This window comes from Flavobacterium gelidicaeli (genome assembly GCF_013294005.1).
Classification (GTDB): domain Bacteria; phylum Bacteroidota; class Bacteroidia; order Flavobacteriales; family Flavobacteriaceae; genus Flavobacterium.
Window position 1 is genome coordinate 1 of sequence record NZ_JABSNK010000019.1, and the last position, 22,790, is coordinate 22,790.

Sequence of the window (22,790 nt, forward strand, 5' to 3'; positions counted from 1 at the left end):
ACGTAGAAAATCGAAAATAAGACAATCAGGAAAATATAAATCCGTAAATAACTATAAAAGAGTGATCTAATCCTTAACTTAATGACATTGGCTACCATCCCTCATGCAATTTGATTACTATTGAAAAAGTATAATTATCTAGAAGATATTTAAATCTAATTGTGTAATACCAATACTATTTATTAAAAAGTCCAATTGTCAGTTCGAGCGGAGTCGAGTACAATTATTGCACCTCGACTGAGCTTTATGTGATTAAAATGATCTTGGTCTATAGGATACTGTTAGCGATGATTTTAAAGAAACAAAACTTAAAAAACAACACCTATAATATGAAGAAGAAAAGCTTACTAATTTTAATAATTCTTTTTGGTTGTTACTATTTGTATTCTTTTACAAGCGAAAATATAAAATATGAAATACTAAATGAAATTATCAAGGATAATGAATTAACGCTATTTAAAATTTGTTCTAAATCAGATAAAATTGAAATCTTTGAAAATATTTTAATCGTAAATTAAACAAGACTGAATTTTGTAAAATTATTCCAAATTGTGATATAAAGTATGAAATGCTCTATAAAATTTCAGTACCAATTGTTTCACCAGATAAACAAACAGTGATTATTAAAATTACCCAAGATTGTAACTGTATGTTAGGCGGAGAAAGTGGGACTTATCTTTATAGAAAAGTTAATGGAAAATGGAAAAGAATTAAAACTTTAAGTGGTTGGGTCAGTTAATAAAATAATCGTGATCAGCTGTTTTTATACAAGATGAATTTTTAAACATTATTAATGTCCTTGTTTTCTAATAAACACCAATCGCTGCCCAGGATAGTAATGAAAAGCCCGTAAACAAAGCCCCTTTAAAAACAAATCCCCAAACAGCGACCGTAGGAAGCTCGTTTTGGGGATTATGTTTTATAGGTGGTGCGTGCGGACTTGTAATGTATAGCCTGAATTGGCAGACTAAAAATAGGGTTTTTATTACTATTAAATCAGTCCTTTTATTTTAGCGTGTTGTAATAATATAATTGTTTTGGCATCTTGAATTTCACCTGATTCGATCATGGCGTAAGCTTCGTTAAAGGTAATTTCAAGAACCTCGATGTTTTCTTGCTCCTGTTCTAATCCACCGCCTTCGCTTACTTTTAAAGAAGCATCGTATTCGCCAAGAAACAAGTATAAAATCTCTGTTACAGCACCGGGTGACATATAAGTTTCCATTACTTTATGTACAGTTGTTAAGCGGTAACCCGCTTCCTCCTCAGTTTCTCTAATGATGCACTGCTCTGGATTGTCTTGGTCCAAAAGTCCCGCGCAAACTTCAATCATCATTCCGCTTTTATTGCCATTGAGGTAAGTGGGTAGTCTAAATTGACGGGTAAGAATTACTGTTTTATTTGTGCTGTTATAAAGTAAAATGGCGGCACCGTTACCACGATCGTAGACTTCTCTTTTTTGAGTTATCCAGCTATTGTCATTTTTTTTAAAATCAAAGGTTACTTTGTTTAGGATATACCAATTGTCAGAAAGAAGTTCTGTTTTATGGATTTTTATTTCTGGATTGTACATTAGTGCTATTTTTGATAGGAAATAAAAAACGCTCTGAAATTTCAGAGCGTTTGTAAATATTATTTAAGGATAGTTTGTTTTCTATCAGGTCCTACAGAGACAATCTTGATAGGCACTTCAACTTCTTTTTCAATGAATTCAATGTACTCTTTTAATTCAGTTGGTAGTTCCTCGTAAGTAGTCATACCTGTAAGATCAGCTTTCCAACCTTTAAACTCTTGGTAAACAGGAGTTACGTTTTCTGGTTCGATATTGTAAGGGAAGTGAGCAATATTTTTTCCTTTGTAAGTATACTCAGTACATACTTTTAAAGTTTCAAATCCTGAAAGAACATCACCTTTCATCATCATTAATTGTGTTACACCATTCACTTGAACAGCGTATTTAAGAGCAACAAGATCTAACCAACCACAACGTCTTTGTCTTCCTGTTACAGATCCAAATTCGTTACCTACGCGTGCCATTGTTGTTCCGTCTTCGTCAAAAAGTTCAGTTGGGAACGGTCCGCTACCTACACGTGTTACATAAGCTTTGAAAATTCCGTATACTTCTTTGATTTTGTTTGGTGCAATACCTAAACCAGTACAAGCTCCAGCAGCAGTAGTGTTAGAAGACGTTACAAATGGATATGTTCCAAAATCTACATCTAATAATGATCCTTGAGCTCCTTCACATAGAATAGATTTACCAGCTTTTTGAGCTTGGTGCATGTATTCCTCACTGTCAATGAAATCTAATTTTTTAAGTTCTTCGATAGATTCAAAAAATTCTCTTTCAAGTTCAGCTAAGTTATATTGAATGTTTACATTGTGAAATTCTATCATTGCTTCATGCTTATCAGCAAGCGCTCTATATCTTTCTTTAAAATCTTCTAATTCAATGTCTCCAACACGTATTCCGTTTCTTCCCGTTTTGTCCATGTAAGTTGGACCAATACCTTTAAGAGTAGAACCAATCTTAGCTTTTCCTTTTGAAGCTTCAGAAGCTGCGTCTAATAGACGATGAGTAGGCAAGATAAGGTGTGCTTTTCTTGAAATGATTAATTTACTTTTGATGTCTAAATTGAATTTTTCAAGACCTTCAATCTCTTTTTGAAAAACTACAGGATCAATTACGACTCCGTTACCAATTACATTTACAGCAGTTTTATGAAAAATACCTGAAGGAATTGTTCTAAGAACATGTTTGATTCCGTCAAATTCTAACGTATGTCCTGCATTTGGTCCTCCTTGAAAACGAGCGATAATGTCATAGTTTGATGTAAGTACATCAACTATTTTTCCTTTTCCCTCATCTCCCCATTGTAATCCTAGTAATAAATCTACAGCCATTCTTATTATTATTTGTTGTTGCGACAGCTTAGTCTGTCAAATAGTTTTAATTTTGTCTTTTATATAATTTGCAATTTATATGGACTGCAAGTTTTATTCTTCGATACTTTTCTCCGTTGGTATTTCTGGAACAATTTCAGGTTTTACGCCTTTTTTTACGCCATAAAAATACAAGGAGTGGTTCGTAATTTCTATATCAAAAACCTCTTCTATAGTTTTTTTTATTGTTTGTATTCTGGGGTCACAAAATTCAATTACCTCGCCGGTATCTGTCATTATAATGTGATCGTGCTGTTTATCAAAATAGGATTTTTCATAGTGTGCTTGATTTTGTCCAAATTGATGTTTTCGAACTAAGGCACAGTCTAATAATAATTCTATAGTGTTATACAGCGTAGCCCTACTTACACGATAGTTCTTGTTTTTCATTTTGATATAAAGGTTTTCTATATCAAAATGTTCTTCACTTTCGTAAATTTCCTGCAGGATAGAATAGCGCTCAGGAGTCTTTCTATGGCCTTTTTTTTCAAGATACATTGTAAAAACATTTTTTACAATTTCTTGGTTTTTGTTGTTATCTATGGAAATGAGTGTCATATCTGGCAAAGATAAATTTTTATTTTAATAGTTTTCAAGTTTAAATAGGTATAACAAGATAAATTTGTGAGTTTTTAAACAAAAACAAACTTAATTTACTTTGTAACGCTACTCTTGTCGCGCTTTTGTACAAACTAAAACAGCTATTAAATTTTGGGTTATTTTTTATAGACTCTTGTTACTTTGTCTATTCCGTCTATTTTCTTGATGTTTTCCATTAATTTTTTCAAAATGGTAATGTTTTGCACAACAACAATTAGTTGTCCTTTAAAAAGTCCTGCATCACCACTTAACGAAATACTTTGAATGTTAACGTGCATGTTGTTAGAAATAACTTTGGTCAACTGATTCGTTAGTCCTAAAGTATCCATCCCAGTAATATTAAGGATGGCTTTGAATTCTTGTTGTGATGAATCGATCCATTTTGCCTGCATAATGCGGTAAGCATAATTTGATTGCATGGCAATAGCGTTAGGGCAATCTTTTTTATGGACTTTTATTCCTTCATTAATGGTGACAAAACCAAACACTTGATCGCCTGGTATGGGATTGCAACAAGCAGAAAGTTTGTAATCTAGCTTGTCTTCATCTTTCCCAAAAACAAGCATGTCAAAATCATTACTTAATACTTGTTTGTGAATATCAGCGTCAGCAGTTGGCCCGCTACGTTTCATTTTGTTTTTGAAGAAATTAATTAGCGTATTGCTTTTTTGCGCAGCATAATCCTTCAACTGTTGGTTTTCTATAGATCCAACTCCCACGCGGTAAAACAAATCTAAACTTGTTTTTAATTGGAAGAAATTCACTAATTCATTAATAACCGACTCATTTACGGTAATCTTAAGGTGTTTTAATTTACGAGTAAGAATTTCTTTTCCTTCTTCGCCAATTTTTTTAGTATTCTCGTTTAATACGTTTCTAATTTTATTTTTGGCACGGGAAGTAGTTACATAATCCAACCAGTTTATAGTTGGTTTTTGATTTGGCGAAGTGATAATTTCGACTTGATCGCCACTTTTTAACTCATAGTTTAATGGAACTAATTTTCCGTTGACACGAGTACCACGTGTTTTAATTCCGATTTCTGAGTGAATACTAAAAGCAAAATCCAGAGAGGTTGCTCCTTTAGGTAAGGACTTGATATCTCCTTTAGGTGTAAATATGTAGATTTCTTTAGAATATAAATTCATTTTGAAATCTTCGACAAAATCTACTGCACTCGTCTCAGAGTTTTCAAGTGCTTCTTTTAGTAGGTTCAACCAAGTGTCTAAACCACTTTCCTCAGTAGCTCCATTTTTATATTTATAATGTGCAGCATATCCTTTTTCGGCAATTTCATCCATACGCTCACTGCGCACTTGAATCTCTACCCAGCGTCCTTTAGGTCCCATTACGGTAATGTGTAAGGCTTCATAACCTGTAGATTTAGGTGATGAAATCCAGTCTCTTAATCGGCTAGGGCTGGGTCTATAATGGTCTGTAACAATTGAATAAATTTTCCAAGCTAGGAATTTCTCTTCATTGGGAGGTGATTTATAAACAATACGCAAGGCAAATTTGTCATAAACCTCATCAAAACTCACATTTTGAGCTTTCATTTTTCTACGAATAGAATAGATAGATTTAGGACGTCCTTTAATGATGTATTCTATGTTTTCAGCATCTAGGGATGTTTTTATAATATCAGAAATGTCTTTTATATAAGCATCTTGCTGTTCTTTAGTTTCTTTAATTTTGCTTACAATATCATTGTAAACTGCGGGTTCAGTATATTTTAAACCTAAGTCTTCGAGTTTTGTTTTAATGTTATACAAACCCAAACGGTGTGCTAAAGGCGCGTAAATGTATAAAGTTTCTGAGGCAATTTTAACTTGTTTATAGTCGGCCATAGATTCCATCGTTTGCATGTTATGGAGTCTATCGGCTATTTTAATTAAGATAACGCGAACATCATCATTTAGCGTAAGCAACATTTTACGAAAATTCTCTGCTTGCATAGAGATGTTCATGTCTTTTTGCACCAATGAAATCTTAGTTAATCCCTCAACAAGTTGTGCTACTTTAGGATTAAACATGCGTTCAATATCTTTAACAGTAGTAGGGGTGTCTTCTACAACATCATGCATCAAGGCAGCGGCAATGGAGGTAGCTCCCAAACCAATCTCTGAGGCAACAATTTTTGCCACAGCAATGGGATGAAAAATATAGGCTTCCCCAGATTTTCTACGTTGATTCTTGTGCGCTTCTACAGCCACATCAAAAGCTTTCCTGATTAGTTTTTTGTCCTCTGGCGTTAGCGTTTGGTAACTAATACGTAGCAACTCTTTATATTCTTGTGCAATTGCTTTATTTTCTTTTTCTATATCTATTTCTGTCATAGCGGCATGGTTCATTTTCTAAAAATAACGATAAGTTTGCATATATGCAAGCACTAAATTTAGGACTCTAAGTAAAAATTAATGTCCGTTTTTTAGAACATTAAGGAGTCATTTTTTTAAAGTCTAAATCCTGAAAATCGTAACTAAAGTCGGTTAAATCAGATATTGGTTTCATTTTTAAACCGCTAACTGTTTCTGATTCATTTAATTCGAAAAATAAGTGAGCATCAGCATGAAAATAAGCGTTATCCCATTTTACGACATAATTTCCTTTTTTATAGAAAAACACTTCGCCTTTTAATTGAGAAGAACGTTTTGATTCAAAATAAATACGTCCTTTTTTTTCTGAAATAACGACTTCACCAAACCAATTGTCTCTATAAGTTCCTAAAATGGGGTCGTAGTCAATCTTGATTTTGTCTTTTTTATTTTTGGCTACAGCCGTCCAAACTTCTTCAGTAACTTTATCTGCCGAAGCTTCATTCGCTTTCATGCGGTTACTGTAAAGATTAACGTAATCTTCAGATGGGATTGCAAGGTAACTGTCTTTAATAGTGTTTGTAATGGCATTAAATGCCGCTCCGGATTGTTGATTAGTTAATACAATAATTCCCAATTGTAATTCTGGAATATAAGTTGTTTGTGTAACGATTCCTTCTAACCCCCCAGTATGCGTTACTTGTTTGTATCCTTTTACATCACTTAAAAACCAACCTAAACCATAGCCATTAAAGTGGGTGTTGTAGGGCGCTCTAGTTTTAGTAGGAATGATTGTTTGTAGCTGCCACATTTCATCATGTTCTTTCTGGGAGAATAATTGTTTGTTTTCGGGTCCATATTTTCCGTTATTCATTTGCATGATTGCCCATTTACTCAAATCATTTACGCTAGAGTAGATTCCGGCTGCAGCATCAAAAAGTTGGTTTTCATATCTTTTAATCACTTTTAATTTTCCATCAATAGGAACGTGGGGAGCAATAATATTAGCTGTGTCTTTTAATCGTACAAAAGAGGCAGCGCTATGGTTCATTTCTAATGGTTTCATGATACGGTCTTCGATAAAATCAGCCCAGTTTTTGCCGCTTACCACATGAATGACTTCGCCAGCAACGATGTATAACAAGTTGTCGTAGTCATACTTCGTTCTAAATCCCGAAACTGGTTTTAAGTACTGTAGATTTACAATAATATCTTGAGCGGTAAAATCGCTTCCATCAGGCCAAATCATTAAATCTCCTGCACCAAGACCTAATCCGCTTCTATGTGTTAATAAATCTCGAATGGTAAATTCTTGCGTTACGTAGTCATTGTACATCTTAAAATCAGGAAGGTATTTTACCACTTTGTCATCCCAGTTTATTTTTCCTTCATCAACAAGTATAGCTAGAGCTGCACTTGTAAATGCTTTGCTATTTGATGCAATCCCGAATAGGGTATTGGCATCTACTTTTTCCTTGGTGTCAATAGATTTTACCCCATATCCTTTAGATAAAACTACTTTTCCATCTTTGATGATGGCAACTGCTATTCCAGGAACATTAAAAGCAGTTAACGTTTTGTTTACTAATTCGTCTACTTGAAGTTCTGTAATTTGAGCAAATGAACTTATGCTAAATGGAAACAGTAATGCTAAAATAAAATATTTTTTCATGTTGTGTTTTTTAAATTAAAATCCGCGTTGTCTTTTAGCTTCAAATATCAAAATAGCTGCAGCTACAGAAACATTCATACTATCAATTTCTCCTTGCATTGGGATAATAATATTTTGTGTAGCAGTATCACGCCATTCTTGTGTAAGTCCAGTAGCTTCAGTTCCTACAACTAAGGCAGTTGGAGTCGTATAATCTTGCGTATGGTAAGAAGTAGAATTTTGTAAAGTAGCGCAATAAAAGTTTATGTTTCTCTCTTTCAAAAAAGCAATAATTTCAGCCGTAGTTCCCGTTGCAATTTGGTTGGTAAATAAACAACCTACACTAGAGCGAACCACATTTGGGTTGTATAAATCACTTTTAGGGTTAGCAATAATTACGGCGTCTAGTTTAGCTGCATCGGCAGTACGCAGTAATGCACCTATGTTTCCTGGTTTTTCAGGAGCTTCGGCAATTAAAATTAAAGGATTTTCTGAAAGTTTCAAATCCTTCAGTTGCATCGATTTTGTTTTGGCTACAGCCAAAACACCTTCGGTAGTATCGCGATAAGCTAGTTTTTGAAATACGTCTTTATTGATTTCTATTAATTCTGTATTAGGAGCTATTTTTTTGGCTTCAATTTCACTACAAATTTCTGGAAAGAATAATACCGTTTCTAATTCGTAACCTCCTTTTAGTGCTAACGAAATTTCTCGTTGCCCTTCCATCAAAAAGCTGCCGCTTTGCTTACGGTTTTTTGCTTTTTCTTGCAAAAGGATTAGGGATTTTATAAAGGGATTTTGAACGGATGAGATTTGTTTCAATTGATTTTAAAATTTAATTATTAAAATAAATAACAAAGATACATAGAGAAAATTCAGTTTTATAAATTTGGCGTACAATATTTAGCTTTTGAGTAAAGACTTTGACTAATAATGATAACAATAGTCTGTTGAAAGAAGTATTTTTTATAGTTTTGCCACAATTGCGACACACACTAGTGGCTATTTTTTCATTATACAATATAATCATGTTTCATTTATTAGATATCATTGGTACCTTGGCGTTTGCTATGTCAGGCGCGTTAACGGCTATGAGTAAAAGGATGGATGCCTTTGGAATTTATATAATTGCCTTTGTAACTGCAGTAGGTGGTGGGACTTTGCGTGATGTTTTGATAGGTACAACCCCGGTGGGATGGATGCTTAATTTAGACTATGTGTATACCATTACAGTTGCTTTTATTTTGGCTATATTTTTTAGAAAGAAATTTGATCGTTTGCGAACGTCACTTTTTCTATTTGATACAATTGGTTTGGGTGTTTTTACACTATTAGGACTGGAAAAAGGGATTAGTGTAGGCTTGCATCCTATTATTTGTATTGCTTTAGGAACTATGACGGCTTGTTTTGGTGGTGTTACGAGAGATATTTTATGTAATGAAATTCCTGTAATCTTTAGAAAAGAAATTTATGCTACGATATGTATTCTAGGAGGAGCGGTATTTTTTATATTAAAAAAGTTTAATTTAGAAAACGATATTTTATATTTGATTACCTCATTAGTAATTATTTCCACTCGTTTAATGGCGGTAAAATGGAAGTGGTACCTACCTACATTAGAGCATAACTAGTAGGATTATTTTGATAAAACCAAAAAATTGACCGTGAAAAAATACGTTGTAAAGCAATATCAAGAAAGTGATTATGCAGTTTGGAATGCCTTTATAGGTCAAGCCAAAAATGCAACTTTCCTATTTCATCGTAATTTTATGGAATACCATAAAGATCGATTTGAAGATTTTTCATTACTTGTTTATGATGAAGAAAAGCTTATTGCAGTATTGCCTGCAAACCGCGTTGAAGAGACCGTTTATTCTCATCAAGGTTTGACTTATGGCGGACTGATGTATTCCTCTAAAATAAATGGAGAAATCGTAGGAGATATTATAGAATCTCTTTTGTTTTTTTTGAAAGAGAAAGGAATGCAGTTTTTTTATTTTAAACCTATTCCTTCTTTTTATTCTTCTGGGGGAAATCATGAAATAGATTTTTTTCTAATTAAAAACGGAGCGTTTCTAGATAAAAAAGAAATGAATTTGGCGATCAATTTAGCACTGCCATTAACGATTTCAAAAAGTAAATTAAAGCATTTTAGAAAAATTGAAGATCTCGATTTAGAAATAGTTGAAGAACAGCAATTACAATCTTTTTGGGAATTGGTTTTAGAACCCAGATTACTGGAGAAATACGATGCTAAACCAGTTCACACGCTACAAGAAATAACAAAATTAAAGAGTAATTTTCCGGATAATATCAAGCAGTTTTCTGTGTATTACAACGATGATATAATTGCCGGAATTACACTTTTTGAAACAGATACAGTGGTAAAATCACAATATGGTGCTACGACTAAGAAAGGTGAGGAGTTGCGTGCATTAGATTTTCTATTCATTAATTTAATACATAAATACAAGCGAGAAGGGAAACAGTTTTTTGATATGGGGATTGTGAATGACGATAATGAAAAAGGATATCATGTTGGTCTTTTGAAACAAAAAGAAGAATTAGGTTGCGCTGTTTACAGTCAGGATTTTTATAAAATGAATCTCATATGATTCCATTTTTAGATTTAAAAAAATTAAACAAACCGTATGAAGGTGCTTTTCAAGATAAGTTGAAAGCAGTTTTAGTAAACGGCTGGTATATTTTAGGGAATGAAGTTAAAGAATTTGAATCTAATTTTGCTAGGTATTGTAAGTCAAAACACTGCATAGGAGTTGGAAATGGTTTTGATGCGCTGGTCTTAATTTTTAAAGGTTATATGCAGCTTGGAAAATTGCATGAAGGTGATGAAGTCATTGTTCCCGCAAATACCTATATTGCTAGTATTTTGGCAATTTTAGAAGCCGGTTTAATTCCGGTTTTGGTCGAGCCAAAGTTAGCAACCTATAACATTGATCCCGATTTAATACAAGAAAAAATCACCTCAAAAACCAAAGCAATTTTAGCCGTTCATTTGTATGGACAGTTGGCTGCGATGGATTCTATACATGCAATTGCACAAAATAATAATTTATTGATAATAGAAGATGCCGCGCAGTCTCATGGTGCTATCTCAAATTATAAACCTCAGAAAGCGGGGAACCTAAGCGATGCAGCTGCTTTTAGTTTTTATCCCGGTAAAAATTTAGGCGCACTAGGTGATGGTGGCGCGATAGTTACAAATGATTCGGCATTAGCCAAAATCGTGTTTTCACTTCGTAATTATGGTTCGGAAACTAAGTATTACAATGATTATCAAGGTGTAAATTCAAGGTTAGATGAGTTACAAGCTGCTTTTTTAAGTGTCAAATTACCTAATTTAAATGCTGATAATGAAAAACGAAGAGTTGTTGCAAGGAAATATTTATCTGAAATCAAGAATGATAAAATAATCCTTCCGTTTTGGGATTTAAGCAATAATCATGTTTTTCATCTGTTTGTTATTCGAACAAAAAATAGAGAAGAATTACAAAAGTATTTATATGAAAATGGCATACAAACGGTAATACATTATCCCATTCCTCCACATAAGCAAAAAGCGTTATCTGAATGGAATGATCTGTCTTTCCCAATTACGGAAAAAATTCATGATGAAGTTTTGAGTCTTCCCATAAGCCCTGTTTTGACTGCGGATGAAGTAACTTTTATTATAACAATTTTAAATAAGTACTAAATAGTGAGTGACAAAGCATCCTACGAACAAATTGTAAAAACCACTTCACTTTTCGGATGGGTGCAATTTTTGAATATCATCATTTCAATAGTTCGTACAAAGCTGATTGCCGTGTTTATTGGTTCAGCAGGAATGGGAATAATTTCGTTATTGAATTCGGCTATAAATATTATTAGTGGTGTTTCCGGTTTAGGAATCGAAACTAGTGCTGTCAAGCATATTTCAGGCAAGTACAAAGAAAATGATTTAAGTAGTGTTTCTACGATGGTTTCCACTGTTAAAAAGTTAGTCTTGGTTACCGGTATTTTTGGTGCGCTACTGGCCATATTTTTTTCCTCGTGGTTGAGCACGATTACTTTTGGAAATACAGATTATACTTTGGCCTTTGTCCTGATCTCAATTACGGTTTTGCTAAAACAATTGTCTTCTGGTCAATTAGTGGTCTTGCAAAGCTTGAGAAAAATGAGACTTTTAGCGAAAGCCAATTTCTATGGAAATTTAATGGGCTTGCTTGTTTCAATTCCAGTATATTATTATTACAGAATAGATGCGATAATACCAACAATTATTATTATTTCATTAAGCTCATTTTTGTTTGCATTTTATTTTTCGAAAAAAATAGAAATTCCAAAAAATAATCTCACAACCAAGGAGTTGTTAATGGAAGGAAAGGGCATGGTTAAGCTGGGTGTTTTATTAACAATAAGCGGATTGTTAACTTTGTTGTCTAGTTATTTGATTCAGATTTATGTTGGGAAAATAGGCGGTTTAGAAGAAGTAGGTTTTTATACTGCAGGTTTTACACTGTTGAATTCTTATGTTGGAATCATTTTTACGGTAATGAGTACCGATTATTTTCCGAGATTATCTTCTATTAGTGATGATAATGTAAAAGTGAGAGCGAGTGTTATTCAGCAATCGTTCATTTCAATTTTGATTATAACGCCAATAGTAATTCTGTTTTTGACATTTATTCCGATGATTGTTAAAGTCATATATACTGCTAAATTCATTTCCATTATACCGATGGTTTGTTTCGGTATCTTAGCCATGTTGTTTAGAGCCGTATCTTGGTCAATGGGGTTTATTCTGATTGCCAAAGGAGATTCTAAAATGTTTATACTAACAGCTGTAGTTTTTAATATACTTTCCTTAGTGATTAATGTTTTGGGGTATTATTTTTATGGACTGGAAGGACTTGGAATTAGTTTTTTAATCTATTATATCATTCATTTTGTTGGTTTAAAAGTAATTACTAAAAAGAGATATGATTTTTATTTCGAGAGTGATTTTTATATTCTTTATCTCGTCTGCATTACAATGTGTATTACTACTTTTGCACTAAGATATGTGCCAAATACATTTGTAAAATATAGCTCAATGTTGCTGATGGCTATGTTGTCAATACTGTATCTGTTATATCACTTAAACAAAAAAATGGAGTTAAAATCATTTTTCAATACTATAACAAAGAAAAAAAATGATCAATAATCTTAAAATAGGCTTTCATAAGTTGAAGTTTTATTCTGGTGTGAACTGGCCTAAAACGCTATATTTTAATTTTAAGAAGTTTCCTTATCGCATCGCTAAGAAACTGCCTGTGTTTTTTTACGGGAAAGTAAAATTCACAGATATTTCTGGTGAGGTTGAAATAGCTGCGCCTATTAGGAAAGGCATGATTGGCTTTGGGCAACCTTATGAAATGAATACCCTACATAAAGGAATTGCAGAAATTAGTCTTATAGGGAAATTAGTTTTTAAAGGGCATCTGCAATTTGGGAAAGATTATTTTATCTACATAGGAAAGGGTGCTTATTGTGAATTTGGACATATGGCATCGATGGCTTCTAATGCTAAATTGATTGCTATAGAAAGTGTTATTTTAGGAGATTTTGCTCGTTTTGGTTCAGAGTCCCAAATTATGGATACTAATTTTCATCAAATGATTGATACAAGTACAGGAGAGCGGTATAAAGTTACGGAGCCTGTGGTTATAGGGAATTATAATTATATTGGAAACAGAGTGTCTGTTATGCCAGGTGCTCAAACGCCAAATTACTGTACCGTGGCTTCAAATAGCGTGTGTAATAAAGATTTTTCTAAGCTAGAGGAAAACATATTACTAGCGGGTATGCCGGCTAAATTGATACGAAATATGATTTCGAGAGACTGGAACGCGGAACGCGAATCATTAGAGGATTATCTAACTATTAGATGATTTTTTAGAATAGAATTTTTATTCGAAGCTTACTCTCCATGGCGATGTACCTTAATACTAACTCAAAATTTGAAGTTCGAAAAGCTAAAATCATCTCAAAATGAATTCGTTTTAAAATCGCTTTGTTTTCTTCGTTAGTTCGATTCAACTGAATCGCTTTTTTCAATATTATAAAAGTCGAATTGTTGATTTTGTTCCTTCTCTTGAAAAAATGGGTTCCTAATGAATTGGCTACGGTTCTTTTGTTAATTAAAATTTTGTCAATAAAATCAACTTCATATACGCGGGAAGAACGAATCCAAAAATCCAAATCCTCGTAAGCTAGATTTTTATCATAGCCATTAAGTGCATCAAAAACAGTTTTTTTAGCCATTGATGAAACAGAACAAATGCTATTGCCACCCGTTATTACGGATAAATAGATGTCACCCGTCACTCTTTTTTGAATCACATTTTTATGGTGGTCAACTGCAAAATAATAAGAGTCAAAATCACCATTCTCATTGATTAATGCTGCATTTCCATAAACCATTCCTAAGTTTTTAAAAGGACTATTGGTAAAAGCATTACATTGCAGACTTACACAATTGTTTCGTAAAACATCATCGGCAGCTAAGTCAATGATATATGCTCCTTTGGCTATTTTTAAGGCTTTATTAAATGATTTGGTACTTCCTAGATTAGTTTCGTTTGCTATAAATTGAATTTCCGGATAGTCAAGAAGCCATTTTTCTATTACTGATTTAGAGTGGTCAGTACTGCAATCATCCACAATAATAAGCTCAATCAGTTTGTAATCTTGATTGATAACAGATTGTAAACTCTCTATAACATAGGGCTCTTGATTGTAACACAAGCAAATAATAGTAACTAATGATTTATCTTGCATATCTTTTTAAAAGAGTTATATATTTGATACGAAAATAAGAAATCGATAATGATATTGCCTAACAAAAAACATAAAATTGCTTTAATTGGTTACCGCCTCAGCGCTGGTGGAAGTGATAAAGTGATGGCTAATTTGTCTGTTTTTTTCGAAAGTAAAGGCATTGAAATCCATAACATCATTGTAATTGATGAAGTTTCTTTTCCTTATGCTGGTAAACTGGTTAATCTAGGTTTATTGAAAAATGAAAGCAATGGGATTATTAATAAAGGCAAGCGTTTGATTGCGCTACAAAAGTATCTAAAGGCTAATAATTTTGATTTTATCATTGATTTTCGCTTCCGAACTAAAGTATTTCAAGAACTTATAATTTCGCGATTAATTTATAATACCAAAACAATATTTACAGTACATAGTTTTTTGATTGATCATTATATGCCAAGAAATTCATGGCTAACAAGATTAATGTACAATCACTGTTATGCTAATGTGGCTTTAGTAGATCAGATGCAGGGATTGATTGTAAAAACGCATCAATTACAAAATGTAGTTACGATTGCAAATCCTATTAATACTCAAGAAATCGATGAAAAGAGTAATGAAGAAGAATTACTTCCATTTGACTATTGTATCGCTATTGGACAGTTTGAAAACCCGATAAAGCAGTTTGATAAACTCATTGTGAGTTATGCGAATTCTGTTTTGCCAGAAAAAAAAATACATCTTTTAATACTAGGAAACGGGGATAGAAATACATTAGAAAGTGTAGCAAAAGAGAATAAGGTTGAAGATTTTGTTCGTTTTTTAGGCTATCAGGAAAACCCTTATAAATATTTAAAAAAAGCGAAGTTCTTAACTTTAAGTAGTAAAAATGAAGGGATGCCTAATGTTATTTTAGAATCGTTAGCATGTCATACGCCTGTCGTTTCCTTTAATTGTTCGTCAGGGCCTTCGGCAATGATTCTAGACAGAGAAAACGGACTTTTAGTAGAGGATCAAAATTTTAATAAGCTTACAGCAGCGATGAACGAAATGGTCATTGATGAAACTTTATATAAACACTGCAAGCAGAATGCAGCAAATAGTATTAAGCCGTTTCTATTAGCCGTAATTGGACAGCAATGGTTAGATTTGATGAAAATTAATATTGAGTAAACAAATGAGCACACTAGAGAAAATACAATTATTAGAAATTCCGGTCGTCGAAGATGTACGCGGAAATTTAGGTTTTATTCAAAAGGATGTTTTGCCATTTGAATTTAAACGTGTGTATTATCTTTTTGATGTGCCGAGTTCTGCTTTTAGAGGCGGACATTCGCATATTAAACAGGCTGAGGTATTGATTGCTTTAAGCGGAAGTTTTGAGGTCATTCTTAATGACGGATACAGTAAAAAATCATTTGTTTTAAATAAACCTAATATTGGATTATACATACCAACAGGTATATGGAGAGAGTTAGAGAATTTCTCTTCGGGCTCGATATGTCTGGTTTTTGCTTCTGATGTATTTATAGAAGAAGATTATATCAGATTTTTTAGTGAATTTATGGATTCAAAAAAATGAAACTACTTTATATAATACCCAATATAAATAATGAAGGTGGGGTCGCCAGAACATTAGCTATAAAAACGAAAGTGCTTATAGAGAAGTGGAATTATGAAGTGCATATTCTTACCCAAAACAATGGTAATTCCACTCCTTTTTATGATTTTGATGATAAGATTATATTTCATGATATGATTTTAAAGGGAAATCTATTTCAATTTTTAAACACCTATAGGAAGTCATTATTAAGGCTAATAGTCTTAGTAAAGCCAGATGTTGTTATTGTTTCTGACAATGGTTTAAAAGCATTTGCAATTCCGTTTTTGATTAAAAGCGAAGTGCCCATTGTTTTTGAATGCCATGGATCAAGATACATTGAAGAATCAAAAGAGAAGTATTGGCTTTTGTCTAAAGGGCTTCGGTTTTTAAAATATAATTTTAAAAGTTTTGGGGCTAAAAAATTCACAAAATTTGTCGCATTGTCTAACGAAAGTTTGGCAGAATGGGATTTGAATAATTCGATAGTAATTCCTAACCCTTCTTGGTTGCAACCCAAAAAACAAGCAGAATTAAAGAATAAGAAAGTAATTGCAGTTGCTCGAAATTCATATGAAAAAGGATTGGACCGGCTCTTGTTAATTTGGCAAAAATTGGCGATCAAATACCCAGATTGGGTTTTAGAAATTTATGGAAAAGAGGTGACTTCCTTAAAAGTAGTAGGTGAGAAGTTAGGTATTGATTCAAGCGTGTCTTTTTATGAACCAGTGCAAAATATTGCTGCTAAATATGAAGAAGCTTCTATATTTGTAATGACTTCACGGCAAGAAGGTTTTCCGATGGTTTTGATTGAAGCGATTAGTTCTGGACTGCCTTGCATTGCTTACGATTGTCCTTGTGGTCCAAGAGCAATTATAAAGAATGACGTGGACGGATTCCTGATTCCCGATGGCGATGAAGATGTTTTTGTAGAAAAACTTCATCAATTAATGCAAGAGGAAGAGTTGAGAAAATTATTTGGGAGTAAAGCGGCTAAAAGTGTTGCTCAGTATAATAGCAATTCCATAATGAAACAATGGAACGAATTGTTCTTGGAGTTAGCGAGTAAGAATTGATTTTTTATTTTGCAATTGGCAGAAATATCCCAATTTGTAAAGATCAAAAACGAACAAGGAAGGTTTTTTAGAAATCAAATTGTTTTTTAGAACATTTTCGCCTTTTTTAAAGGTACGCGCAACTAATCTACTAATCCCTATCTTTTTTAACAGTGTATAAGCGGTAATTATTTTGCTCTCGGTAGTAATGCGTTTTTTTGTTTCAAAGATAAAAGCTAAATTTTCTAATGCTGTTTTTGTCTTTTTTAGAAATAGTTCTGAACTTTCTAAGTTTAGATGATAAGTAGGGTTTTCGATATGATTGACCACAAATCCATTCGATTCTAACTCGACTAGAAAACACAAATCTTCATAACCGTATTTTGTTATTGTACTGTCAAAAGGGTGTTTTGTGAAAATCTCTTTTTTAATGACTAAATTTGAAGTTAAGGCATTCCTGTTTGGATTCTTAATCCTTAGTTCTATTGAAAGCGCCTCTCTTTTGTTTCCGTAGACCCAACGCAATAATTTTTCTGTGCTTGGTTTTTGGCTTTCATATATAATTCCGCCATAAAGAACTGTGGCATTTCCTTTTTGAATGCAGTCGACGTAATTTTGAATGTAAAGTCTGTTTTTTGGGAAAGTATCGCAATCAACAAGCAGCAAATAATCTTTAGCTGCCTGATTAGCGAGTGTATTTATATTGTGGCCTCTTCCTAGATTAGTTTTGTTTCTGGAAAAAGTACATTTTTCTAAGGTGTTTATTGTTTGATTTTCGTTTACATATTCACTAGAACAATCATCCTGACAAAGTATCTCAAAATCAATATTACATTTCACACACTGCTTATGTAATTCCTGAACTAGCGGGAAAGCATTATAATTATAGATTGGAATAAGAATGGAGAGCATTTATTGTTGTTTTTTAAATATATTTGTAAATAAAACACATTCTATTAAAATATTCAATATGTTTAGTAATATTGCTAATGTTTTTTAAAAGAAAAGAAATATAAAAATGAATTTGAGAACTCTTTACTATTTTATTTCTCCTAAATCTAGGCTTTTGGTTCGGAAAATTTATTATTTCCCCATTGATTTTTTCGAATTGATTGTTGGCCGACGAAACAAATTGATACCAAATAAAGGAGATATTTTTATAGGTTCCGGTGATTTTATTAAACAAGGGAATTATCACGTTAAACTTTTAATTGAATATGCTAATTTAAAACCAGATCATTCCGTACTAGATATTGGTTGCGGCATTGGTAGAGCAGCACTTTCTCTCACAAGCTATTTAGGAGAAAATAGTAAGTACGAAGGTTTCGATTTAGTTAAAAAAGGAATTGTTTGGTGTGAAAGGAATATAGCTACAAAATATACTAATTTTAATTTCAGATACATTCCTCTAAGTAATGACTTGTATAGTATCACAAACCAAAAAGCCGAAAATTTTATATTTCCCTATGAGGATAACTCTTTTGATACGGTGTTTCTATTCTCGGTATTTACTCACATGCAACCCGTGGAAGTTCAAAATTATTTGAATGAGATTAGTAGGGTGCTAAAACCAGAAGGGAAATGCTTATCGACGTTTTTTATTTATGATGATGAAATTGAATGTAAAATCTCAAAACACAAGCAAGGCTTTTGTTTTCCTTATAATAAAGATGGCTTTAGGTTGATGAGCAAGAAGGTTCCGTCTGCAAATATTGCATTTAAAGAAGAAAGCCTTTTTGAAATGTTACAAAAAAGTGATTTAGAATTAGATAAAAAAATATACGGCACTTGGTCAAATAGAGGAATAGTGTCGCTTTTAGATTTTCAAGATATTTTAGTATTTAGTAAAAAAAAGGTTTAGCTTTCTAATAGTAAAATTACACTGTTCTCTGAACTACTTCAAAGATTTTAGTGTCTTCACATTTCAATGTTTTAGACGGGTATTTCATCAACAAAGCATAATCATGTGTTGCCATAATGATTGTTTTTCCGTTAGCATTGATGTTTCTTAAAACTTCAATAACTTCGGCACTGGTTTGTGGGTCAAGGTTTCCAGTAGGTTCATCAGCAAGTATAAGTTCAGGGTCGTTTAGCAAAGCTCTTGCAATGGCTACGCGTTGTTGTTCTCCTCCTGAAATTTGGTGAGGCATTTTATTAGAATAAGCTTTCATGCCTACTTTATCTAAAACTTCATCAATTTTACGATCCATTTCATTTTTATCAGTCCATCCAGTAGCTTTAAGTACAAAAAGCATGTTGTCTTTTATAGAACGGTCTGGTAATAATTTGAAATCTTGAAATACGATTCCGATTTTTCTACGTAAAAACGGAATGTCATTTTCTTTCAAAGAACCTAAATCAAATTCTACAATATGTCCTTCACCTTCAGTAAGTGGCATGTCAGCATAAAGCGTTTTCATTAAACTACTTTTTCCAGATCCTGTTTTTCCAATGATGTATAAAAATTCACCATGGTTTACCTCCAAATTAATATTAGATAAAATCACTCTATCCTCTTGGTAAATGGATGCGTTTTTTAAAGACAGTACAGCTTGAGACATAATTAGCATTTGTTTAAGTGGTAAAAGTAATAAGTTAACGGATGTATTCAAAATAAATTTCATCAATAAAAACAATAGTTTCAAATCTCATTTTCAAGAAGCGCTATTTTTTTTAAGAAATAGCAAAAACGAGGCTGTTTAAATCACAATTCTTCTTTTAATTTCATAATAAAAACCAAAAGACTTTCGTTATACCCATTAGATTATAATATATTTGAATATTAAAAAAATCATATTAAAAATGCGTAAATTTTCTTGGCTCTACTATTCGATTTTTTTAGCAGGTTCTTTATCTGCTTCAGCTCAAAAATCAACAATATATACTTACGAATTAAAGGACTTTAATAAAGCAGTTTATTTGTTTAAAGATCAGCAATATGCTTCGGCACAAATCCTGTTTGATAAAGTAAAAGACGCCACTACTGATGAAGGTGTAAAGTCTGATTGTGCCTATTACGATGCTAATTGTGCCATTAGAATGAACCAGTCAAATGCTGATGTATTAATGGAAAAGTTTGTAGAAGACTATCCTACAAGTGCAAAAAGTAATCAAGCTTTTATTGAAGTTGCTCATTTTTATTTCGAACAAGGGAATTATCCCAAATCATTGCAATGGTTCGAAAAAGTGGATGAAAGCCAATTGAGTACTTCGGATAGGGATAGTTTTAATTTCCAAAAAGGGTATGCGTTCTTTAATTCTAAAAATAAAAAAGAAGCTACAACCTATTTCAATAAAGTATTGAATTCTAAGGAATTTGGTTCTCAAGCTAAATATTATTTAGGTTTTATGGCCTATGAAGGTGATGATTATAAAGAAGCAACGCGTTATTTTGACGAAGTTTCTGGTGAAGAGAAATACAAAGAAAAACTCTCGTATTATCAGGCTGATATGAATTTTAAATTAGGAAGCTTCCAGAAAGCAATTGATTTAGGAGGAAAAGCAATGGCAAAATCAAATGCTATTGAGAAATCAGAATTGAATAAAATTATTGGGGAAAGCTATTTTAATCTAAAGCAATACGATAAAGCCATACCTTATTTAGCACAATACAAAGGAAAAAAAGGAAGGTGGAATAATACTGATTTTTACCAATTGGGGTATGCGTATTATATGCAAAAAGATTATGAAAATGCAGTTTCTCAATTTAATAAAATCATTAACGGAAATGACTTTGTAGCTCAAAATGCGTATTACCATTTAGGAGAAAGTTATTTGAATTTAGATAAAAAACAACAAGCATTAAATGCTTTTAAGAATGCTTCAGAGATGGGATTTGATTTGTCAATTCAAGAAGATGCGAGTTTGAATTATGCTAAATTAAGTTATGAAATTGGAAACTCTTACCAAACAGTCCCTGAGATATTACTAGGATTCATCAAGAAGTATCCAGCTAATGCTAATCGTGCTGCGATAGAGAAATTGTTGATAGATTCTTATATTTCCTCTAAAAACTACAAAGAGGCTTTAGTATTATTAGAAAAAAATAAAAGTCCTGAGAATAAATTAGCGTACCAAAAAGTAACTTTTTATAGAGGACTAGAATTGTATTCAGATAGAAATTATACCGAGGCGGCTAAAATGTTCAAGAGTTCGCTAGATGTACAAATGGATGCAACATTTGCTACGAGAGCTATCTTCTGGAAAGGAGAAACGGAATATGTTACTCAAGATTACAAAAATTCAGTTTTGAGCTACAAGCAGTTTATAGGTGCTACAAATGCGGCTACCACACCAGAATATAAAAACAGCAACTACAATATAGCTTATGCTTATTTTAAATTAAAAGATTACGATCAAGCGGCAACTTATTTTCAAAAACAAATTGATGGGGGTAAATTAGATTCAGAGCGATTAAGTGATGCGTATTTGCGTTTAGCCGATTGTCGTTTTGTTACTTCAAAATATTGGCCAGCAATGGATGCTTATAATAAAGTGATTGAGTTTAAAGGAGTAGATGCTGATTATGCTTATTACCAAAAAGCGATTTGCTATGGTTTTGTTGCTCGTAATGATACTAAAATAGTAGAACTTAATTCATTTTTACAAATGTATCCTAAGTCAAACTACCGTGATGATGCTATGTATGAATTAGCAAATACATATGTAGCGAGCGATAAACAGGATTTAGCTTTAAAAACTTTTGATAGGTTAATTGCTGAAAATAAGAACGGAACTTATACAGCAAAATCAATTTTGCGTCAAGGATTAATTTATTATAATTCAGATAAAAACGAACCTGCTTTAACAAAGTTTAAAAAAGTAGCAGCCGAATTTCCAAAAACACCTGAGGCACTAGAAGCAGTTTCTACAGCACGATTAATTTATGTTGATGGTGGTAGAGTAGATGAATATGCAAGTTGGGTACGAACATTAGATTTTGTTGCTGTAAGTGATGCTGATTTAGATAATGATACTTACGAATCAGCGGTGAAGCAATTTGAGCAAAACAATTACAAGCAAGCAATTTCTGGATTTGCTTCCTATATTTCGAGCTTTCCACGCGGAATCCATTCGCTTAAAGCAAATTTTTATTTAGCGCAAGCCTACTTCTCAGAGGGACAAAAGGATAAGGCCATAGCCAATTATCAATATGTAATTAATGAGCCTAGAAGTGAATTTACGGAACAATCATTAGCGAGATTATCTCAAATTTTATTAGATAATAACGAAAAAGCAAAAGCGATTCCGGTTTTAGTACGTTTAGAAAATGAAGCTGATTATGCACAGAATAAAGTTTTTGCACAGTCTAATTTAATGAAGTGTTATTATGATAAAAAAGACTACGCTAATTCAGTAACCTACGCAGATAAGGTGTTGAATAGTCCAAAAATAGATGATAATGTAAAAAGTGATGCGCAAATTATTATTGCACGTTCTGCCATTCAAACTGGTGATGAGGTAAAAGCAAGGGCAGGATATGCAAAACTGCTAACCATTGCAAAAGGAGAGTTAGCGGCAGAGGCATTGTATTATGATGCTTATTTTAAAAATCAAGATGGCAAATTTGAAAACTCTAATACTGCAGTTCAAAAATTAGCTAAGAGTTATTCAAGCTACCGCTATTTTGGAGCAAAAGGATTGGTAGTAATGGCAAAAAACTTCTATGGATTAAAAGATAGTTTTCAAGCAACTTACATTTTAGACAATGTAATTAAAAACTTTACGGATTATCCTGATGTTGTCACTGAAGCGCAAAAAGAATTGAATATGATTAAAGCGGAAGAGTCAAAAACAAATTCCTCTGTTGTAAAATAGTATTGTGT

The 22,790-nt window shown here is 32.6% G+C and carries 19 protein-coding genes; 10 read left to right on the forward strand and 9 right to left on the reverse strand.

Going from position 1 to position 22,790, the window contains the following annotated elements:
- Positions 1–991 precede the first annotated feature (991 nt).
- The 6 genes from nudK to HNP99_RS16845 form a co-directional block, all read right to left on the reverse strand.
- Positions 992–1,573, reverse strand: a complete 582-nt coding sequence (gene nudK / locus HNP99_RS16820) for a GDP-mannose pyrophosphatase NudK (RefSeq protein WP_173854615.1) — start codon at positions 1,571–1,573, stop codon at positions 992–994.
- Between the two features lie 59 nt (positions 1,574–1,632).
- Positions 1,633–2,904, reverse strand: coding sequence for an adenylosuccinate synthase (locus HNP99_RS16825; RefSeq protein WP_173854616.1), 1,272 nt, complete (start codon positions 2,902–2,904; stop codon positions 1,633–1,635).
- A 93-nt stretch (positions 2,905–2,997) separates the two neighbouring features.
- Positions 2,998–3,501, reverse strand: coding sequence for a Fur family transcriptional regulator (locus tag HNP99_RS16830; RefSeq protein WP_173854617.1), 504 nt, complete (start codon positions 3,499–3,501; stop codon positions 2,998–3,000).
- A 158-nt stretch (positions 3,502–3,659) separates the two neighbouring features.
- Positions 3,660–5,879 (reverse strand): RelA/SpoT family protein, encoded by a 2,220-nt coding sequence (locus HNP99_RS16835; protein ID WP_173854618.1) that lies wholly within the window; start codon positions 5,877–5,879, stop codon positions 3,660–3,662.
- Between the two features lie 100 nt (positions 5,880–5,979).
- The gene (locus HNP99_RS16840) at positions 5,980–7,530 is read right to left on the reverse strand and encodes a serine hydrolase (protein ID WP_173854619.1); all 1,551 of its coding nucleotides are present in this window, start codon (positions 7,528–7,530) and stop codon (positions 5,980–5,982) included.
- Between the two features lie 15 nt (positions 7,531–7,545).
- Positions 7,546–8,331, reverse strand: a complete 786-nt coding sequence (locus tag HNP99_RS16845; RefSeq protein WP_173854620.1) for a TrmH family RNA methyltransferase — start codon at positions 8,329–8,331, stop codon at positions 7,546–7,548.
- A 206-nt stretch (positions 8,332–8,537) separates the two neighbouring features.
- On the opposite strand from HNP99_RS16845, the gene HNP99_RS16850 reads away from it, so the two are divergent.
- The 5 genes from HNP99_RS16850 to HNP99_RS16870 are packed head-to-tail and all read left to right on the forward strand — an operon-like array spanning position 8,538 to position 13,442.
- Positions 8,538–9,140, forward strand: a complete 603-nt coding sequence (locus HNP99_RS16850) for a trimeric intracellular cation channel family protein (protein ID WP_173854621.1) — start codon at positions 8,538–8,540, stop codon at positions 9,138–9,140.
- Positions 9,141–9,173: 33 nt separating this feature from the next.
- The gene (locus tag HNP99_RS17870; RefSeq protein ID WP_371742371.1) at positions 9,174–10,124 is read left to right on the forward strand and encodes a GNAT family N-acetyltransferase; all 951 of its coding nucleotides are present in this window, start codon (positions 9,174–9,176) and stop codon (positions 10,122–10,124) included.
- The gene (locus HNP99_RS16860) at positions 10,121–11,224 is read left to right on the forward strand and encodes a DegT/DnrJ/EryC1/StrS family aminotransferase (protein WP_173854623.1); all 1,104 of its coding nucleotides are present in this window, start codon (positions 10,121–10,123) and stop codon (positions 11,222–11,224) included. The genes HNP99_RS17870 and HNP99_RS16860 overlap by 4 nt, the downstream gene beginning before the upstream one ends.
- Before the next feature lie 3 nt (positions 11,225–11,227).
- Positions 11,228–12,715 (forward strand): oligosaccharide flippase family protein, encoded by a 1,488-nt coding sequence (locus HNP99_RS16865; protein ID WP_173854624.1) that lies wholly within the window; start codon positions 11,228–11,230, stop codon positions 12,713–12,715.
- Positions 12,705–13,442 (forward strand): acyltransferase, encoded by a 738-nt coding sequence (locus HNP99_RS16870; protein ID WP_173854625.1) that lies wholly within the window; start codon positions 12,705–12,707, stop codon positions 13,440–13,442. The genes HNP99_RS16865 and HNP99_RS16870 overlap by 11 nt, the downstream gene beginning before the upstream one ends.
- Positions 13,443–13,446: 4 nt before the next feature.
- Here HNP99_RS16870 and HNP99_RS16875 read toward each other — a convergent pair whose 3' ends face one another.
- Positions 13,447–14,331: a glycosyltransferase gene (locus HNP99_RS16875; protein WP_173854626.1), complete on the reverse strand. Its 885-nt coding sequence runs from the start codon at positions 14,329–14,331 to the stop codon at positions 13,447–13,449.
- Between the two features lie 48 nt (positions 14,332–14,379).
- Here HNP99_RS16875 and HNP99_RS16880 point away from each other — a divergent pair, with 48 nt between their 5' ends.
- From HNP99_RS16880 to HNP99_RS16890, 3 genes are read left to right on the forward strand one after another with little or no spacing between them, the layout of a single operon-like run.
- Entirely contained in the window at positions 14,380–15,483 is a 1,104-nt protein-coding gene (locus tag HNP99_RS16880) for a glycosyltransferase (RefSeq protein WP_173854627.1), read from the forward strand.
- 4 nt (positions 15,484–15,487) lie between these two features.
- Complete coding sequence (locus tag HNP99_RS16885; RefSeq protein ID WP_173854628.1) at positions 15,488–15,892, forward strand: sugar 3,4-ketoisomerase; 405 nt, start codon at positions 15,488–15,490, stop codon at positions 15,890–15,892.
- A complete protein-coding gene (locus HNP99_RS16890) occupies positions 15,889–16,986 on the forward strand; it encodes a glycosyltransferase family 4 protein (protein WP_173854629.1) in 1,098 nt (365 codons plus the stop codon). Before HNP99_RS16885 ends, HNP99_RS16890 begins: the two co-directional genes overlap by 4 nt.
- Here the strand turns inward: HNP99_RS16890 and HNP99_RS16895 are convergent.
- Positions 16,969–17,877: a glycosyltransferase family 2 protein gene (locus HNP99_RS16895; RefSeq protein WP_173854630.1), complete on the reverse strand. Its 909-nt coding sequence runs from the start codon at positions 17,875–17,877 to the stop codon at positions 16,969–16,971. The two genes, HNP99_RS16890 and HNP99_RS16895, sit on opposite strands and share 18 nt — an antisense overlap.
- A 220-nt stretch (positions 17,878–18,097) precedes the next feature.
- On the opposite strand from HNP99_RS16895, the gene HNP99_RS16900 reads away from it, so the two are divergent.
- A complete protein-coding gene (locus HNP99_RS16900; RefSeq protein ID WP_173854631.1) occupies positions 18,098–18,826 on the forward strand; it encodes a class I SAM-dependent methyltransferase in 729 nt (242 codons plus the stop codon).
- 16 nt (positions 18,827–18,842) lie between these two features.
- On the opposite strand, the gene HNP99_RS16905 is transcribed toward HNP99_RS16900, so the two are convergent.
- Complete coding sequence (locus HNP99_RS16905) at positions 18,843–19,526, reverse strand: cell division ATP-binding protein FtsE (RefSeq protein ID WP_173854632.1); 684 nt, start codon at positions 19,524–19,526, stop codon at positions 18,843–18,845.
- Positions 19,527–19,767: 241 nt separating this feature from the next.
- Here HNP99_RS16905 and HNP99_RS16910 point away from each other — a divergent pair, with 241 nt between their 5' ends.
- Positions 19,768–22,782, forward strand: a complete 3,015-nt coding sequence (locus tag HNP99_RS16910) for a tetratricopeptide repeat protein (RefSeq protein WP_173854633.1) — start codon at positions 19,768–19,770, stop codon at positions 22,780–22,782.
- Positions 22,783–22,790 lie beyond the last annotated feature (8 nt).